Source organism: Catenulispora sp. GAS73 (genome assembly GCF_041262085.1).
GTDB lineage: Bacteria > Actinomycetota > Actinomycetes > Streptomycetales > Catenulisporaceae > Catenulispora.
This window is the reverse complement of record NZ_JBGCCM010000014.1, coordinates 228,670-246,768: the sequence shown is the minus strand read 5'-3', so window position 1 is coordinate 246,768 and position 18,099 is coordinate 228,670. Positions and strand designations below refer to the sequence as shown.

At 70.8% G+C, this 18,099-nt stretch carries 16 protein-coding genes; 14 read left to right on the top strand and 2 right to left on the bottom strand.

Annotated elements, in window-relative coordinates; genetic code table 11:
- Positions 1-108: 108 nt before the first annotated feature.
- The 5 genes from ABH935_RS22650 (at position 109) to ABH935_RS22630 (ending at position 6,277) form a co-directional block, all read left to right on the top strand.
- Positions 109-1,539, top strand: coding sequence for a choice-of-anchor A family protein (locus tag ABH935_RS22650; RefSeq protein ID WP_370379915.1), 1,431 nt, complete (start codon positions 109-111; stop codon positions 1,537-1,539).
- A gap of 232 nt (positions 1,540-1,771) precedes the next feature.
- A complete protein-coding gene (locus ABH935_RS22645) occupies positions 1,772-3,499 on the top strand; it encodes a nitrite/sulfite reductase (RefSeq protein WP_370379914.1) in 1,728 nt (575 codons plus the stop codon).
- A gap of 28 nt (positions 3,500-3,527) precedes the next feature.
- Positions 3,528-3,737: a hypothetical protein gene (locus tag ABH935_RS22640; protein WP_370379913.1), complete on the top strand. Its 210-nt coding sequence runs from the start codon at positions 3,528-3,530 to the stop codon at positions 3,735-3,737.
- 101 nt (positions 3,738-3,838) lie between these two features.
- Complete coding sequence (locus ABH935_RS22635) at positions 3,839-4,831, top strand: GH25 family lysozyme (RefSeq protein ID WP_370379912.1); 993 nt, start codon at positions 3,839-3,841, stop codon at positions 4,829-4,831.
- Between the two features lie 318 nt (positions 4,832-5,149).
- Positions 5,150-6,277, top strand: coding sequence for a hypothetical protein (locus ABH935_RS22630; protein WP_370379911.1), 1,128 nt, complete (start codon positions 5,150-5,152; stop codon positions 6,275-6,277).
- Between the two features lie 58 nt (positions 6,278-6,335).
- Here ABH935_RS22630 and ABH935_RS22625 read toward each other — a convergent pair whose 3' ends face one another.
- On the bottom strand, positions 6,336-7,121 hold the full coding sequence (locus tag ABH935_RS22625) for a hypothetical protein (RefSeq protein WP_370379910.1): 786 nt from the start codon (positions 7,119-7,121) through the stop codon (positions 6,336-6,338).
- A gap of 51 nt (positions 7,122-7,172) precedes the next feature.
- Between ABH935_RS22625 and ABH935_RS22620 the strand changes: the two genes are divergently transcribed.
- Complete coding sequence (locus ABH935_RS22620) at positions 7,173-8,903, top strand: thiamine pyrophosphate-dependent enzyme (RefSeq protein ID WP_370379909.1); 1,731 nt, start codon at positions 7,173-7,175, stop codon at positions 8,901-8,903.
- A gap of 31 nt (positions 8,904-8,934) precedes the next feature.
- Here ABH935_RS22620 and ABH935_RS22615 read toward each other — a convergent pair whose 3' ends face one another.
- Positions 8,935-9,783, bottom strand: a complete 849-nt coding sequence (locus tag ABH935_RS22615) for an LLM class flavin-dependent oxidoreductase (protein ID WP_370379908.1) — start codon at positions 9,781-9,783, stop codon at positions 8,935-8,937.
- Between the two features lie 486 nt (positions 9,784-10,269).
- Here ABH935_RS22615 and ABH935_RS22610 point away from each other — a divergent pair, with 486 nt between their 5' ends.
- From ABH935_RS22610 to ABH935_RS22575, 8 genes are all read left to right on the top strand, one after another.
- Entirely contained in the window at positions 10,270-11,001 is a 732-nt protein-coding gene (locus ABH935_RS22610) for a phosphoadenylyl-sulfate reductase (protein WP_370379907.1), read from the top strand.
- Between the two features lies 1 nt (position 11,002).
- On the top strand, positions 11,003-11,926 hold the full coding sequence (gene cysD, locus ABH935_RS22605) for a sulfate adenylyltransferase subunit CysD (RefSeq protein WP_370379906.1): 924 nt from the start codon (positions 11,003-11,005) through the stop codon (positions 11,924-11,926).
- Positions 11,926-13,287 (top strand): sulfate adenylyltransferase subunit 1, encoded by a 1,362-nt coding sequence (locus ABH935_RS22600; RefSeq protein WP_370379905.1) that lies wholly within the window; start codon positions 11,926-11,928, stop codon positions 13,285-13,287. The genes cysD and ABH935_RS22600 overlap by 1 nt, the downstream gene beginning before the upstream one ends.
- Positions 13,288-13,411: 124 nt before the next feature.
- Positions 13,412-14,530, top strand: a complete 1,119-nt coding sequence (locus tag ABH935_RS22595; RefSeq protein ID WP_370379904.1) for an ABC transporter substrate-binding protein — start codon at positions 13,412-13,414, stop codon at positions 14,528-14,530.
- A gap of 26 nt (positions 14,531-14,556) precedes the next feature.
- A complete protein-coding gene (locus tag ABH935_RS22590) occupies positions 14,557-15,357 on the top strand; it encodes an ABC transporter ATP-binding protein (RefSeq protein WP_370379903.1) in 801 nt (266 codons plus the stop codon).
- Positions 15,347-16,228, top strand: coding sequence for an ABC transporter permease (locus tag ABH935_RS22585; protein ID WP_370379902.1), 882 nt, complete (start codon positions 15,347-15,349; stop codon positions 16,226-16,228). The genes ABH935_RS22590 and ABH935_RS22585 overlap by 11 nt, the downstream gene beginning before the upstream one ends.
- Positions 16,225-16,986 (top strand): sirohydrochlorin chelatase, encoded by a 762-nt coding sequence (locus tag ABH935_RS22580; protein ID WP_370379901.1) that lies wholly within the window; start codon positions 16,225-16,227, stop codon positions 16,984-16,986. The genes ABH935_RS22585 and ABH935_RS22580 overlap by 4 nt, the downstream gene beginning before the upstream one ends.
- A gap of 125 nt (positions 16,987-17,111) precedes the next feature.
- Positions 17,112-18,089, top strand: a complete 978-nt coding sequence (locus ABH935_RS22575) for a quinone oxidoreductase (protein ID WP_370379900.1) — start codon at positions 17,112-17,114, stop codon at positions 18,087-18,089.
- Positions 18,090-18,099: the final 10 nt, after the last annotated feature.

Below are 18,099 nucleotides of genomic sequence, written 5' to 3'. Positions count from 1 at the left end.
AGCTCCAGGAACACGGTCTGCAGGACCCCGGCCTCCCCCATCTCGCCACATTGAACTCCTAGCATCGGCACGGAAAGTGAGTGCTCGATCACGCTCGGGAGTTTTTCGGTGGCGACGGAACAGGAAACCGGCACGAAACAGCGGCGCCTGGCGGCGGTGCTCGGCGTGTCCGGGGCGACGCTGGCCGCCGCGGCGCTCGCGGCGGTGAGCGCGGCCCAGGGCGCCGTCGGGCCGATCACCGGGACCTCGCCGCTCGCCCCGCCGCTGGGCGCCTGTATCGGCGCGCAGTGCCCGGGAACGTGGCCGATGCCGCACAACGGCGACTTCGCCGGCCGCGACGCCGCGATCAACATCTTCAGCGGTGCGAACTTCTCCGCGACCGGCCGGGCCGCGGAGGCCGAGGGCAAGATCGTGACGCTCGGCGACTTCACGGTGGACAAGGCCGGAGGCGGCCTGTTCAACGCCGGCGTGGTCGGGGTCGGCTCGCGGGTCCCGCCGCCGGACGGCACGGACTTCCTGACGGTCGGCGGGAACATCGACATCAAGAGCGGCAACCGGCTGGAAGTCGGCGGCAGCGACTCCAAGACCACGGCTTACGGCGACGTGCGCTACGCCGGGACGCTGAGCGGCCGGGTGGACGTGGTCGCTCCGAGCAAGACCGTCCACGACGCGCAGGCCACCGCGCCGTACGCGGCGCTGCGCACCTACATCCAGGACCGCTCCGCCTGCGCCGCCACGGCGCCAGCGACCGGAAGCGTCACCGTGGACGGCCCACTGGTGACCTTCCGCGGCGATGGCGCCAGCATGCTGCAGGTCTTCGACGTACCCGGGGACATCGGCGGGGCCAGGGCCGCGGACTTGGTGTTCACCGGGATCCCCGCCGGGGCCAGCGTCCTGGTCAACATGACCGGGAGCAGCCCGACGCTGAACACCAACACCGGCAGCGGCTTCCCCGGCGACCAGCTGACGGAGATGCGGCCGCGGCTGATGTGGAACTTCCCGAACGCCACCACGGCCGAGGTCAAGGGCGGCGCGCAGTTCCAGGGGTCGATCCTCGGCGGCACCCCGGGCGGGACGCTCACCATCTCGACGCCGGGCCAGAACGGCCGGGTGTACGTGGCCGGGAGCCTGGTGCTGACCAACGCCAGCGCCGGGTCGGAGATCCACGCGTACCCGTTCGACGGGGTGCTGCCGGAGTGCGGGGCGACGCCGAACTCGTCCTCCTCGACTTCGACGACCTCGACGAGTTCCTCGTCCAGCAGCAGCTCGTCGTCGCCGTCCGAGCCCACAGTGGGACCCTCGACCTCCACCACCCCCAGCCGGCCCACCCCCACGACGCCCACCACCCCCACCGGCACGACGACCCTGCCCACGACGCCCACGGGGACCGGCCCGACGGCCTCCGCGTCCGCCCGCGAGCACGGCCTGGCCGCGACCGGCAGCAGCTTCGCCCCGCTCCTCGGCCTGGCCGCGGCCGCCCTGGTCGGCGGGGCCGGCGTCCTGGGCTTCACCTCCCGCAAGAAGGGCAAGCACGCCTGATGTGAGACGGCAGGTCCGCATCCCGGACGACAGTGGACGCGTCCGGGATGCGCTGTCAGGCTGATGACCATGTCCCGTGCCGGAATCGCCCTCGTGAGCCGACGCCATGTCGACTACGGACGTCTGTCCAGCATGGCCTGTACGGTCCGCACCGCGAACTGACCGCGCTGCTCAGCGGCATTCCGCCGCCCTCCCACCGGCCGTATGAACCCTCGCTAAGGACTCCTCCGCCATGACCGCCACCCCGTCCACGCCTGCCCGCGCCGGCCGACCCCGCCAGCAGCGCGGCGAGGGCCAGTGGGCCAAAGGCTATTTCACCCCGCTGAACGCCAACGAGCAGACCAAGAAGGACGACGACGGCCTGAACGTGCGGGCCCGCATCGAGAACATCTACGCCTATCGCGGGTTCGACGCCATCGACGGCGGCGACCTGCGCGGCCGGTTCCGCTGGTGGGGCCTGTACACCCAGCGCCGCCCCGGCATCGACGGCGGCAAGACCGGCATCCTGGAGCCGGAGGACCTCGACGACAAGTACTTCATGCTGCGGGTGCGCATCGACGGCGGCCGGCTGAGCCTGGCCCAGCTGCGCGCCATCGCCGAGGTCTCGGAGAAGTACGCGCGCGGCACCGCCGACGTCACCGACCGGCAGAACATCCAGCTGCACTGGGTGCGGATCGAGGACGTGCCGTCGATCTGGAAGACGCTGGAGGGTGTCGGCCTGAGCACCGCCGAGGCCTGCGGCGACGTCCCGCGCGTGATCCTCGGCTCGCCGGTGGCCGGCATCTCCGCCGCCGAGGTCATCGACGGCACCCCGGCGATCGAGGAGATCTCCCGGCGCTACATCGGCAACCCGGAGTTCTCCAACCTCCCCCGCAAGTTCAAGACCGCGATCAGCGGCCTGCAGGACGTGGTCCACGAGATCAACGACATCTCGTTCGTCGGCGTGGTCCACCCCGAGCTCGGCCCGGGCTTCGACCTGTGGGTCGGCGGCGGCCTGTCGACGAACCCGCACTTCGCCAAGCGGCTCAACGCCTTCGTGCCGCTGGAGGAGGTCCCGGAGGTCTGGGCCGGCGTCTGCAGCATCTTCCGCGACTACGGCTACCGCCGCCTGCGCAGCCGCGCGCGCCTGAAGTTCCTGGTCGCGGACTGGGGCGCGGCGAAGTTCCGCGAGGTGCTGGAGACCGAGTACCTCAAGCGCCCGCTGACCGACGGCCCGGCGCCGGAGCCCGCGCCGACCTACGAGCGCGACCACATCGGCGTGCACGTCCAGAAGGACGGCAACCACTACGTCGGCTTCGCCCCGCGCGTCGGCCGCGTCGACGGCGCGACCCTGGCCAAGATCGCCGACCTGGCCGAGGCCGCGGGCTCGGACCGGGTGCGCACCACCACCGAGCAGAAGCTGCTGATCCTGGACGTGGCCGAGGAGCGGGTCGAGGAGTTGGTCAGCGCCCTGGAGGCGCTGGACCTGCAGGTCCGCCCCTCGGTGTTCCGGCGCTCCACGATGGCCTGCACCGGCATCGAGTTCTGCAAGCTGGCGATCGTGGAGACCAAGAAGAGCGCGTCGAACCTGATCGACGAGCTCGAACGCCGGCTGCCGGGCTTCGACCAGCCGCTGACCATCAACGTGAACGGCTGCCCCAACTCCTGCGCGCGCATCCAGGTCGCCGACATCGGCCTGAAGGGCCAGTTGGTCCTGGACGAGAACGGCGAGCAGGTCGAGGGGTACCAGGTGCACCTCGGCGGCCACCTCGGGGCACAGGTCAAAAAAGAGGCAGAGTCCACGGACCCGGCGGACGTCGAGGACGGCGCGTTCGGCCGCAAGGTGCGCGGCCTGAAGGTGACCGCGGCGGCGCTGCCGGACTACGTCGAGCGTCTGGCGCGCCGGTTCCAGGAGCAGCGGACCGAGGACGAGACGTTCGCTCAGTGGACGGCGCGCGCCTCGGAGGCGGACCTGTCGTGAAGGTGGATCTTGTGAAAGCGGACCTGTCGTGAGCGAGCGCGCGGCCCCGGCGTACTGCCCGTACTGCGGTGACGAGGACCTCCGTCCGGAGGAAGGCGGTCACCGGCGGTGGTCGTGCCGCTCGTGCCGACGGGTATTCGAAGTCGCGTTCGTCGGCCTGCTGGCGCCCGGCGCCGGCCGGCCGGCCGGAGCGGACAATGCGCCGCATTCTGCCCCGCATTCCGGGTCCGGGTCCTGACAACCGAATGCCAAGTTATCCCCAAAGGCACAGTAAAAGCCCTCCCAAAAGCGGCTCCGTGCGACCAGAATGGTCTGTGACGACCCCATAAGGAGCCGCCTGTGACCATTTTCGGACCCGACATATCGTCCTATCAGAGCGGGCTGAGCTTGTCCCGGCTCACGGACGCCTCGTTCGTCATAGCCAAGACGACCGAGGGTACCTACTACACCGATGCCGACTACCAGACCTGGCGAACCCAGGCCGCACAGCTCGGCAAACCGTTCTTCTGGTACCACTTCCTGTCCGGCGAGAGTGCCACGGCCCAGGCCCAGCACACCGCGGCCAACGTGGGTGACAGCTCCCTGCCGGGCATGCTGGACGCCGAGCCCGCGGGATCGTTCTCGCCGTCCCTGGACCAGATCCTGGCGTACATCGACGCCGCGCACGCCGCGGGGCTCAATCTGCGCCTTCTCTACCTCCCGCAGTGGTACTGGGCGCAGATCGGTTCGCCCGGTCTGTCCGCGGTGGCCAACCGGGGAGTCTCGCTCGTCTCTTCGGTGTACCCGGGCGGCTCGGGGGGCCCGGCGAACATCTATCCCGGAGACGGGGCCGCCGGCTGGCAGCCCTACGGCGGGATGACACCCCTGATCTACCAGTTCACGAACCAGGCGTCCGACGGCGGACAGCCGTTGGACTACAACGCGTTCCGGGGGACGGCCTCGGATCTGATCTCGGCGCTGAATCCAGGCACCGGCACCCCTTCCCCTTCGGAGGACGATGACATGCCCGCATTCGCTACAGGAGAGGTCGCGACAGGCGCCGGCGCTGTGACGATCGTGCTGCCGCCGCCGGCGAACATCGGCAGCGCCGGCTGGGGCAACGTGTGGTTCAGCCTCGGCGCCGACTTCGGCACGGCGCACGTGCGCGTCGCCATCTTCACGCACGGCGAGGGATGGTCGCACATCTACCAGGACGTGGTCGTCGACGCCGCGGCCGACCGCGTGAACCCGTTCGGCGGTCCGCTGCCGAGCGGCGTGCAGAAGATCAGCGTCGCCCGCCGGGCGAACCCGGACACCCCGCTGGCGTACCTCATCGAGGCCACTCACCGCTGAGGGGCATGACAAGGGACGGGCAAGGGTTCCGGCCGCACATCGCAGGGTGAGCATCAAGGAAACCTTCGCTTAATCGTTTGAGGCCAACCCGTTGACCCGGGTTGGCCTCATTGCTAGTTTCCCCCTCGCAGACGATCTCAGGGACCGGAAGTTCCCGGGTTTCGTCGGGCGCTGACAGGCCCCATCGCATCGCACCACGGACGTTCACGGCGAGCGCGCGGTACCGCCGCGTGCCGATCCCGTGCGCCCGCGCACCAAACACGCCGCTGCGGCCAACCCCGGCCGGGCGGCGAGGTCCCAGCGAGAGGAAGCCACCACATGCTCCACACCCCCACGACCCGCCGTGGCAAGGCGCGCCTGGCCGCCGCCGCCATCGGCGCCAGTGCCGCGCTGCTCGCCGCGCTCGGCACTTCCGGGACGGCGCAGGCCGGCGCTCCGGCCCCGCACCTGCGTACCGGCGTGCTCCCCACCGTCGCCGGCGCCGCAGCCATCCGCGCGCAGGCCGCCCACGAGGCCGGCCTCGCGAAGACGGCCGCGACCGGTCCGGAGACGCTGTCCTACGGCGGCGGCATCGACGGCATCGGTGTGATGGACCAGCACCCGAAGGTCTACCTCATCTTCTATGGGAGCCAGTGGGGCACTCAGGGCAAGGACGCCAACGGCAACCTGACCTTCTCCAACGACCCGCAGAAGGGCGCAGCGCCGGCCCAGATGCTCTTCAAGGGCATAGGCACCGGCGGTGAGGCGTGGTCCGGGACCATGACGCAGTACTGCGACGGCTCGGGGGTCAAGACCGGCGCGACCAGCTGCCCCTCCGGCGCTCTGCACGTGCCCTACCCGACCGGCGGCGTGCTCGCCGGCGCCTGGTACGACAACTCCGCCAAGTCCCCGGCCGCCGCCAGCGGCCACCAGCTCGGTGAGGAGGCGCTGAAGGCCGCGAAGCACTTCGGCAACACCACCGCGGCGAAGAACCGGGGCGCCTACTACGTGATCCTGTCCCCGCACGGCTCCAACCCGGACAACTACCAGGGCCAGTACTGCGCCTGGCACGACTACAACGGCGACACCACGCTGACCGGCGGCGCCATCGCGTCCACCGTCGGCGACTTCGCCTTCTCCAACCAGCCGTACAACATGGACTCCGGCCAGGGCTGCGGCGTCAACTTCCTGAACTCCGGCAGCAAGGGCACGCTGGACGGCTGGACCATGACCCTGGGCCACGAGTACAGCGAGACCATCACCGACCAGAACCCGGCCGGCGGCTGGACCAACAACGTCGCGGGCTCGGCCTACCAGGGTCAGGAGAACGCCGACGAGTGCGCCTGGCTCAAGGGCGTGACCGGCGGCGCCGGCAACGTGAAGTTCGGCAACGGCACCTACACCTTCCAGGGCAGCTGGTCCAACGACACCAACGTCTGCGCGCTGACGCACGCGACGGTGAAGTAACCCTGCTCTAGGAGCGAAGTAACCCTGTTCTAAGAGCTATGCGATTCCCGCCGAGTTCTCAGCCCTCGGGCTGGGGCTCGGCGGGAGTCCACAGGTCCTGCCGCGGCGGCATCACCGAGGCGCCGGAAGCGCCGAGCTGGTCGTGGGCCGGGTCCGGCTGTGCCGGGAGCATGATCGTCGGCGCGTCGTCCGAGCCGGGTTGCGGGGGGAGCATGAGGGTTGGCTCGTCGTCCGCCTGCTGTTGGGGGATCGCGGTGTGCCCAACAGGGGCGGGCACACCGAGAGCGTCGTGCTGCGGAGCCTCTCCGTACACTTCTACTCCGTTCGTTCGTGCCGTCGCGACCAGACTCTGCCGCACTTGCGGCCAGGTCGCCATCACCAGCGCCGCGAACACCCCGGCCTGGAGCGTCTTCTCGCGCCCGAGCGCACCGCGGTACACGACCTCGCTCACCACGTCGCCGCCGCGCGCCTTCGTCAACCGCGGCGCCGCGAACTCTCCCAGCAGCGCCATCGCGTGGTCCACCACCCACTTGCGGCCCGGCAGCGGCGGCAGCAGGTGCCGGATCTTCTCCGCTTCACGGGCCATCGCCGCGTCGGAGACCACGTCGACCACGTCCCGCACGATCACCCGGACGGCCTTGCCCCAGGGCACGTCCTCGCCGTCGAAGGCCATGTGGTCCGGTCCGACGGCCACCTCGCCGTAGCGGTCGAGCAGCCCCAGGGGTTTGAGCGCCAATGAGGGAAGGTCGGTGCGCCGCCGCAGATACGCCGCGAGGGAGATCTCCCACAAAGCGGCGGCCGGCACGGATGGCATCGGGATCGTCGGTATCTTCTGGTCCCCCACGCGGCTCACTCTAGCGACCCCGGCTCGGGCCCCCTCCCCGAGACTGGCGGCATGCCTACTGTCGCGGACGTGCTGTGGAAAATGCTCGCCGATGCCGGAGTGCGGCGCTGTTACGGGATAGTGGGCGACGCCCTGAACCCGGCGATCGACGCGCTGCGGCGGGCCGGCGACATCGACTTCGTCCACGTCCGGCACGAGGAGTGGGGCGTGTTCGCGGCGGTCGCGGAGGCGAAGATGTCCGGGCGTCCGGTCGCGGTGTGCGGGACCGCCGGCCCCGGCGTGAGCCACCTGATCAACGGTCTGATCGACGCCCGCAAGGAGGGCGCCCCGGTGATCGCGATCGCCGGCGACGTCGAGACCGCCATCATGGACACCGACGGTTTGGAAGAGCTGAACCCTTATACGTTCTTCAATGTGGCGTCCCTCTATACGGGACGCCTGGTAGACCCCAAACAGCTGCGCCCCGTAGTGACCTCCGCGATCACCACCGCGCTGACCGAGCACGGCCCGACGGTGATCTCGCTGCCCGGCGACGTCGCAGCGGCGGACGCACCGGATGTGGCGACGCATATAGCGTTGCCCAACACTGTCGCGGGCCCCGCGCCTGACGAGGACATCGCCGAGCTCGCCGACATCATCAACGGCGCGAAGACCGTCACCATCTTCGGCGGCGAGGGCTGCCAGAACGCCAGGGACCAGGTCCGCGTGCTCGCGGACAAGCTGAACGCACCGGTCGGCTACAGCTTCAAGGGCAAACAGTGGCTGGAGTACGACAACCCGCATGCGGTCGGCATGACCGGACTGCTCGGCTACGGCGGCTGCTGGGAAGCGGCGAACCACGCCGACGTGCTCCTGATGCTGGGTACTGACTTCCCGTTCCCACAGTTCCTCCCGCACAAGGGCGTGAAGGTGGTCCAGGTGGACCGGGACGGACGCCGCCTGGGCCGCCGGGTACCGCTGGCGCACGGACTGGTTGGCGATGTCGGAGCGACCCTGGACCGCCTGATCCCGCAGGTGACTCCTAAGTCCGACGACGCCTTCCTGCGTAAGTGTCTAAAGAAGACAGAAGAGTTCGACAAACAGCTCCAGCACTACGTCGAACACGGTCCGGCGCTCAAGCAGATCCGACCCGAGTACCTGACAGCGACGCTCGACAGGCTCGCCCCCGCAGAGGCGGTGTTCACTGTGGACACCGGTACCGCCTGCATCTGGGCCGCGCACTATCTGCACTTCGGCCCGAAGCGCCACATGTTCGGCAGCCTCACGTGGGCCTCCATGGCCAGCGCCTCACCCAACGCGTTCGGCGCCAAGATGGCCTTCCCGGACCGTGCGGCGATCGCGCTGTGCGGCGACGGCGGTTTCACGATGCTCGGCCTCGGCGACCTTCTCACGGAGGTGCAGCGCAAGGCCGAGATCGTCCACGTGATCCTGAACAACGGCAAGCTCGACTTCGTCTGGATCGAGATGCAGGAAGCCGGGCTCACGCCGTGGGGCGTCGACTTCCAGAACCCGGACTTCGCGAAGGTCGGCGAGGCGATGGGCGCCAAGGGCATCAGGATCGAGCGCCCCGCCGACCTGGAGCAGGGGCTGAAGGAGGCGTTGAACCACCGCGGCGGACCCGTGGTGGTCGACGTGGTCGTCGATCCCTATGCCTTGGCGCTACCGGCGCACACTCCGGCGGAAACCATTAAGGGCTTCACGCTCAGCGTCGCCAAGCAGGCGCTCACCGGGCACCTCGGAGACGTCGTCAAGGAGGCGACGCACAACGTGCGGCTGCTTTAAAGGTCCGCAAAGGTCCGCGGCGCCATAGAGCTCAGATCGCCTCCGCGAGCCGATCCACCTGACCCGGATCGCGGCCGTAGCAGTAGAGCACCACCTCGTCGACTCCGAGTTCCGCGTACTGCGCGATGGTCTGCCGGATCGTCGCCGGAGTCGTGAGCATCCCCTCGACCATCCGATCGGCCCTGCCGCCGGTGAACCGGTAGTACGCGGCCATGGCCGTCCGGGCGTCGTCGACGACGTCCTCAGGACCGAGCGCGACGTTCGCCTGAGCCACGATCCGCGGCCGTCCGGACCGGCCGGCCTCGTCCCAACAGCGGCGCACCGTCTCGATCAGCGGCCCGATCCACGACGGCGCCGCGGCGGCGAGGAACCCGTCGCCGAAGTGGGCCACGCGAGCCAGCGCGGCCGGACGGAACCCGCCGAACAGCACCTCGGGACCGTTCGCGCGGTACGGACGCGGGCCGATCGGCCCGACGGTGTCGCTATGGGGAGCGCCGGACCAGATCCGCTGCATGACGCGCATCTGCCGGTCGAGCAGACGTCCCCGGGTGTGCAGGTCCGTCCCGGCCGCCTCGTGGTCGTCCTCGCGACCGCCGACGCCCAGACCGAGGACGAACCGGCCGCCGCTGAGCCGATCGAGGGTGGCGGCTTGTTTGGCCAACAGGACCGGCTCCCGCAGCGGCGCGAGCAGCACCTCGGTCTGCAGCCGTACGCGGCTGGTCGCGCCGGCCAGGACGGCCAGGGTGACCAGGGGCTCCGGATTGTCGTAGACGAGCCGGTCGAGCAGGCCGAGCGTGGTGAACGGTCCGGTGTCAGCGGCGCGGGCCCAGTCGAGCAGCAGCTCGGGGGCGCTGATGGGCAGACCGATTCCGACTTCCATGGGAAAACCTCCGTGAGGGCACGACTAATCGATGCCGCCCTCTCCAGGACTTCGACGCTGCGAAGCGTAGGGCTCCCGTTCTGCGGCGTTCGTGCTGAGGAGCTCCCTGTCGGAGTATTCGGCAGCCTAAAGCGCGATCCGCGGCCGGAACAAACCCATTTCGGCACCGCGGAGTGGCGTGAGACACACAGTCCGCATCATGGACGACAGTGGACGACCCGCGGACCGCGTGCGACTCTCTAGTCATGTCTCGTGCTGGAATCGCGCTCGTCGGTCGGCGTCACGTCGACTTCGGACGGCTGTCCAGCATGGTCTGTATGCCGGTCCAGTAGACCTCGCCCGCGATCTGCCGTTCAAGATCTTCCAGGGCCACGGTCCGCCGGCACTCCCCCCACGCCGTCCGTGTGACGCCGCTTCCGCGCGGCGCCCGGCGCGTCGGGCGTCCGGCACGCCCGTGTGCCCGCCACTGTAAGGGGAAGCCCCGAAATGTCAGCGGACACCACGCTCGCGTCGGTCGACCCGGCCTCGACGGGACGTACCGACCTGCGGGCGCTGGCCGAGAAGGCCAACGCGGAACTCGAACACGCCCCGGCCGGGCGCGTCGTCGAGTGGGCCCACGCCACCTTCGGCGCGGACCTGGTCGTCGCCTCGTCCATGGCCGACACCCACCTGGTGCACCTGGCGTCCACCGCGGCGCCGGGCATCGACGTCGCCTTCCTGGACACCGGCTACCACTTCGCCGAGACCATCGGCACGCGCGACGCGGTGGCCGAGGTGTACCCGGTGCGGCTGCTGAACATCACGCCGCTGCAGACCGTGGCCGAGCAGGACGCCGAGTACGGCCCCCGGCTGCACGAGCGCGACCCCGACAGGTGTTGCGCGCTGCGCAAGGTCGAGCCGCTGGAGCGCGCGCTGAAGCCCTACGTCGCCTGGATCAACGGCATGCGCCGCGAGGAGTCCCCGACCCGCGCGGACATCCCGGTGATCGGCTACGACGCCAAGCGCGACATGGTCAAGATCTCGCCGCTGGCCGCCTGGACCCAGGACGACCTGGACGCCTACATCACCGACAACGGAGTCCTGACCAACCCCCTGTTCCTTGAGGGCTACACCTCGATCGGCTGCGAGCCCTGCACGCGCAAGCCCCTGCCGGGCGAGGACCCGCGGGCCGGGCGCTGGGCCGGCAACGCCAAGACCGAATGCGGACTGCACACCTGACATGAGCACCCTGACCCACGACGAGACCGCCCCGGCGCACGATCATCTGCGCACGCTGGAAGCCGAGGCGGTCCACATCATCCGCGAGGTGGCAGCCGAGTTCGAGCGGCCGGTGCTGCTGTTCTCCGGCGGCAAGGACTCGATCGTCATGCTGCACCTGGCGCTGAAGGCGTTCGCGCCGGCGCCGGTGCCGTTCGGGCTGCTGCACGTGGACACCGGCCACAACTTCCCCGAGGTGCTGGCCGTGCGCGACCGCACCGTCGCCGAGCACGGGCTGCGGTTGTTCGTGGCGCACGTGCAGGACTACATCGACGACGGCCGCCTGGTCGAGCGCCCCGACGGCACCCGCAATCCGCTGCAGACGGTGCCGCTGGTCGACGCGATCCAATCCCACAAGTTCGACGCCGTCTTCGGAGGCGGTCGCCGCGACGAGGAGAAGGCCCGCGCGAAAGAGCGGGTCTTCTCGCTGCGTGACGACTTCGGGCAGTGGGACCCCAAGCGCCAGCGTCCGGAGCTGTGGCGGCTGTACAACGGCCGGCACCGCCCCGGGGAACACGTGCGCGTGTTCCCGCTGTCGAACTGGACCGAGCTGGACGTCTGGCAGTACATCGCCGAGCAGGAGATCGAGCTGCCGGAGATCTACTACGCGCACGAACGCCAGGTGTTCGCCCGCGGCGGCATGTGGCTGTCCCCGGGCGAGTGGGGCGGTCCGCGCGAGGGCGAGACGGTGCAGACCCGCGTGGTGCGCTACCGCACCGTCGGGGACATGTCGTGCACCGGCGCGGTCGACTCCGACGCCTCCGACGTCGCCGCGGTCATCGAAGAGATCACCGCCTCCCGGATCACCGAGCGCGGGTCCTCCCGCGCGGACGACCGCCTTTCCGAGGCCGCCATGGAGGACCGCAAGCGAGAGGGGTACTTCTAATGACTGTGCTGCTGGACGCGCCGACCGCGAAGGACACCCAGGTCGCAGGACTGCTGCGGCTGGCCACCGCCGGCTCGGTGGACGACGGGAAGTCGACCCTGGTGGGCCGGCTGCTCTACGACACCAAGTCGGTGCTGGCCGACCAGTACGAGGCCGTGGAGCGCACCTCGCGCAACCGCGGCCTGGAGCAGGCCGACCTGGCGCTGCTCACCGACGGCCTGCGCTCGGAGCGCGAGCAGGGCATCACCATCGACGTCGCCTACCGCTACTTCGCCACGCCGCGCCGGCGCTTCATCCTGGCCGACACCCCCGGGCACGTGCAGTACACCCGCAACATGGTCACCGGCGCCTCCACCGCCGAGCTCGCCGTGATCCTGGTCGACGCGCGCAAGGGGCTGGCCGAGCAGACCCGCCGCCACACCGCCGTCTCCGCGCTCCTGCGGGTGCCGCGGGTCCTGCTGGCGGTGAACAAGATGGACCTGGTCGACTTCGACAAGGACCGGTTCGCCGAGATCGAGGCCGACTTCGCCGCCTACGCCACCGCGCTGGGCATCGAGCACCACGCCGCCCTGCCGGTCTCGGCGCTGCGCGGCGACAACGTCGTGGAGCCCTCGGCGGATCTGGCCTGGTTCGAGGGCCCGACGCTGCTGGAGTTCCTGGAGAACGTGCCGGTGCAGACCGAGCGGCGCCCGGCCGGCCGGTTCCCGGTGCAGTACGTGATCCGGCACCAGTCCGCCGACTACCGCGGCTACGCCGGCACCATCGCCTCCGGGCACCTGGAGGTCGGCGACCCGATCGTGGTGCTGCCCTCGGGCCAGCGCTCGACCATCGCCGCCATAGACCTGCTGGGCCGCCCGGCCGAGCGCGCCACCGCCGGCCAGGCCGCGACCCTGCTGCTGGCCGACGAGCTGGACGTCTCGCGCGGCGACCTGATCGCCCCGGCCGAGGCCGCCCCGGCCGCCGTGCAGGACGTGGTGGCGACCGTGTGCCACCTGTCGGAGAAGCCGCTGAAGGTCGGCGACCGGGTGCTGCTGAAGCACACGACCCGCACGGTCAAGGCGATCGTGAAGGAGATCTCCGCCAAGCTGGACATCTCCGACCCGCTGGCCGCCGCGTCCTCGACCGCCGCCGACGCCGCCAACGCCGAGGCCGACGAGTTCGCCTGGGACGACGACGCCCCCACCGCGCACACCCTGCACGCCAACGACATCGGCCGCGTGGTCCTGCGCACCGCCTCGCCGATCCTGCTGGAGCCCTACGCCGCGGACCGCGAGACCGGGTCCTTCCTGCTGATCGACCCCGCCAGCGGCGACACCCTCACCGCCGGCATGTCCGGGGACCCGCTGGGGGTCTTCTCGTGATCGAACACGCTTTGTTCTCCCAGAACTTCACGGGGGACGTCCGATGTCGGGCCGCCGGGCAGCACCTCAGGCCCCTGTTCCGACATCGAAGATCCCCGTAGTCCCGCAGTCCCTGGAGCGCACGTTGATACGAAGGGCTTTCTCCACCGTCGCCGCGACCGTCGCGGCCGGCTGGATGCTCGTGTCGCTGGTGATCGTCATCGCCGCGTACGTCTCCACCACGGATCACTCCTCCGGATCGACCACGGCCTCCTCCACCACCGCCGCGGGCGCCACGTCCACGGCCGCCGGGGAGCTGCGGCTGGGCTACTTCGCGAACGTCACGCACGCCACGGCCGTGGTCGGGGTCGCGCACGGCGACTTCGCCAAGGCCCTGGGCTCCACCAAGCTGACCACCCAGATCTACAACGCCGGCCCCGCGGAGATGACCGCGCTGCTCGGCGGCCAGCTGGACGCCGCCTACGTCGGGCCCTCCTCGGCCCTGTCGGCCTTCGCGCAGTCGCACGGCCAGGCGCTGAAGATCGTCGCCGGCGCCACCAGCGGCGGTGCGGAGCTGGTGGTCCGGCCCGGGATCGCCGGCGTGGCCGACCTCAAGGGCAAGACCCTCGCGACCCCGCAGAAGGGCAACACCCAGGACGTCGCCCTGCGCGCCTGGCTGAAGCAGAACGGCCTGACCGCCAACCCGGACGGCACCGGCGACGTGTCGGTGAACCCGCAGGACAACGCCGCCACCCTGGACCAGTTCAAGGCCGGGCACATCGACGGCGCCTGGCTCCCTGAGCCCTGGGCCTCGCGCATGGTCCTGGAGGCCGGGGCGAAGGTGCTCGTCGACGAGCGCACCCTGTGGCCCGGCGGGCAGTTCGCGGCCACCGACCTGGTGGTGTCCAGCACCTTCCTCGCCGCGCACCCGGACACCGTCAGGGCCCTGATCGACGGCCAAATCGCGGCCAACCAGTGGATCGCCTCGGCTCCCGCCGACGCCCAGAAGCTGGTCAACGACCAGCTGAAGAAGCTCACCGGCAAGGCCCTCACCGCCGCCGAGATCCAGCGCGCGTTCAGCGAGCAGACGGCGACCGACGACCCGCTGGCCGCCTCGCTCCAGACCTCGATGGATCACGCCGTGTCCACCGGGCTGCTCAAGAAGACAGATCTGCACGGCATCTTCGACCTGACGCTGCTGAACACCGAACTGGCCAAGGACGGCCGGCCCGCGGTGTCCGACGCCGGGCTGTCCACCAAGTAGCGCCAGAGAGTTAAGGGGAGACCGCCATGACCGCCGCCATCGCTGAAACCACCACCGACGCCGTCGCCTCGGGCCACTCCCCGGAGTCCCGTCCGGCCGTCCGGCTGACCAAGGTCGGCAAGACCTTCCGGGGCGGGGCCCCGGTGCTCGACGGCATCGACCTGACCGTCGCGCCGGGCGAGTTCGTGTGCCTGCTCGGCGCCTCGGGCTGCGGCAAGTCCACGCTGCTGAACCTGGTCGCCGACCTGGACGCGCCGAGCGCCGGCACCGTCGAGGTGCCCTCCGGCCGCGCCGCCCTGATGTTCCAGGAGTCGGCGCTGTTCCCGTGGCTGACCGCCGGGGAGAACATAGACCTGGCGCTGCGGCTGCGCGGCCTGTCCGGCCGCCGCGACCGCCGCGCCGAGACCGAGCGGCTGCTGGACCTGGTCCGGCTGCGCGGCGCCTACGACAAGCGTCCGCACCAGCTCTCCGGCGGCATGCGGCAGCGCGTCGCACTGGCCCGGGCGCTGGCCCAGGACAGCCCGGTGCTGCTGATGGACGAGCCGTTCGCCGCGCTGGACGCCATCACCCGCGACGTGCTGCACGAGGAGCTCATCCGGCTGTGGGAGGCCACCGGGCTCGCGGTGCTGTTCGTCACGCACAACGTGCGCGAGGCGGTGCGCCTGGGCCAGCGGGTCGTGCTGCTGTCCTCGCGACCCGGCCGGGTCGCGCAGGAGTGGCGCGTGGACATCCCGCAGCCGCGCCGCATCGAGGACAAGGCGGTGGCGGACCTGTCGGTCGAGATCACCGATCACCTGCGCAAGGAGATCAGCCGCCATGGCCGCTGACACCGACACCGGCGGCCGGCCCGGCGACACTCTCGCACACATCGAAGCCGGCCTTGACGCGCTGGAAACATCGGCGGAACCGGAATCCAGCAGACTCAGGAGCGTGGCCGCCTCCGTCATCCCGCCGATCGTCGCCGTCGCGCTGATCCTCGCCGTCTGGCAGATCCTCTACGCGGCGAAGATCTGGCCGGACTGGAAGCTGCCCGGGCCCTCGCAGGTCTTCTCCTCGCTCAAGGACACCTTCTCCGGCGGCGACGCCTGGGGAGCGGTCGGCCACAGCATCGCGCACGGCGCGGTCGGCTTCGGAGCCTCGGTCGCCCTGGGCACCCCGCTGGGCATCCTGGTCAGCCGGTTCAAGACGATCCGGGCCGGCATCGGCCCGATCCTGTCCGGCCTGCAGTCGCTGCCCTCGGTGGCCTGGGTCCCGCCGGCTCTGATGTTCTTCGGCCCGACCCCGGCCATGCTCTACACCGTCGTGCTGCTCGGCGCGGTGCCCTCGATCTCGGTCGGCGTCGTGTCCGGGCTGGACCAGGTGCCGCCGCTGTACCTGCGGGTCGGCCACAACATCGGCGCCCGGGGCCTGGCCTCGGTGCGGTACGTGCTGCTGCCGGCGGCGCTGCCCGGCTACCTCGCGGGGCTGCGCCAGGGCTGGGCCTTCGCCTGGCGCTCGCTGCTGGCCTCGGAGATCATCGTGCAGTCGGCGAACCTCGGACACTCGCTGGGATTCCTGCTGAAGAACTCCCAGGACGCCAACGACATGTCCGGGGCGTTCGCGGCGATCGTGCTCATCCTGGCCGTCGGGGTGGCGGTCAACCAGCTGCTCTTCGCGCCGCTGGAGCGGCGCGTGCTCAAGGCGAGGGGGTTGGCGTGAACCAGGCGGGTGCGATGCTGGCGGTCGCCCACGGGAGCCGCGACCCGCGGCACCGCGAGGTCATCACAGGGCTCGTGGACGCGGTACGCGAGCAGCGGCCGGGGCTGCGGGTCGAGACGGCCTTCCTCGACCACTGCGGTCCGACGACCGCGCGCGCCCTGCACGGCCTGGTCCGTGACGGGTACCAGCAGGTGAAGGTGGTGCCGCTGCTGCTGAACACCGCCTTCCACGTGCGGCAGGACATCCCGGCGGCGGTGGCCGCCGCGCACGAGTCGCTGCCGCGGCGTTGGAAGGCCGGGGTGGCGCAGCCGATGGTGGCCGAGCCGCTGGGACCGCATCCGCTGCTGATGGCCGGCCTGGAGCGACGGCTGCGCGAGGCCGGGGTGTGGCCCGGCGACGAGGAGGCGTCGGTGGTGCTGGCCTGGGCCGGGTCCTCCGACCGGGTGGCCGCCGCGGCGGTGGACGAGCTGGCCGAGGACTGGCAGCGCAGCGGCTGGGAGCACGTGGTGCCGGTCCCGGCGGTCGGCGACCAGGCCGGGGACGCCGTGCGGGCGCTGCGCGAGCGCGGCGCGCGGCGGGTCGTGGTGGCGCCGTACTTCCTGGCGCCGGGGTTCCTGGCCGACCGGATCCGGGGCTCGGCGCTGCGCGCCGGGGCGGACGCGGTGGCGGCCGAGCTCGGGAACGCGCCCGAGGTGGCCTCGGCGGTGCTGGCACGGTTCGACGGGGCGATGACGGGCTGCCTGGCGCACGTGGCGTGAGCCGTGGCGTGGGACGGAGCCTGAGCCGTCACTTGAGCGATTCCGTCATTCGGGCATGCGGAATCAAGCCGGCGGAGGCAAGGTTGCAAGCGGCGAACCACAGCAACCTTTGAAAGGATCCGTGTATGCGCGCGATCGTCGTCGGCCAGACCGGCGGACCCGAGGTCCTGCAGCTCTCCGAGGTCAACGACCCGAAGCCGGGACCCGGTGAGCTCCTGGTGAAGGTCGGCGCCACCGGCGTGAACTTCATCGAGACCTACCAGCGCAGCGGCCTGTACGCCGTGAGTCTGCCGTTCACGCCGGGGGCCGAGACGGCCGGGCACGTGCTGGCGGTCGGCGAGGGCGTCACGGACTTCAAGCCCGGCGACCGGGTGGCGACCGTGGACGCCCGCGGCAGCTACGCCGAACAGGTGATCGTGCCGGCCGAGCGGGCCGTGGCGGTGCCGGACGGCGTGGACATCGAGACCGCCGCCGCCGTGATTCTGCAGGGCATGACCGCGCACTACCTGACGCAGAGCACGTACCCGATCAAGGCCGGCGAGACCGCGCTGGTGCACGCCGCGGCCGGCGGCATGGGCCTGCTGCTGACCCAGCTGGTGAAGGCGGCCGGCGGCAAGGTCATCGGCACCGTCTCCAGCGAGGCCAAGGCCAAGCTGGCGACCGACGCCGGCGCCGACGAGGTCATCCGCTACGACCAGGTGTCCGGCGAGGAACTGGCCGAGGAGGTCCGCCACCGCAACGGCGGGCAGGGCGTGCACGTGGCCTACGACGGAGTCGGCAAGGACACCTTCGAGGCCTCACTCGGCGCGCTGCGCGTGCGCGGGATGCTGGCCAGCTACGGCAACTCCTCCGGCCCGGTCCCGCCGGTCGCCCCGCTGCGGCTGATGCAGGCCGGCTCGCTGTTCCTGACGCGGCCCACGCTGGGCAACTACATCGTGGCCCGCCAGGAGCTGGAATGGCGCGCGAGCGACCTGTTCCGGTGGATCCAGGAGGGTGCGCTGAACGTCCGGATCGGCGCGACGTATCCGCTCGGCGAGGCCGGGCTGGCGCAGCAGGACCTGGAGTCGCGGAAGACCACCGGCAAGCTGCTGCTGATCCCGTAAGCACCGGTCC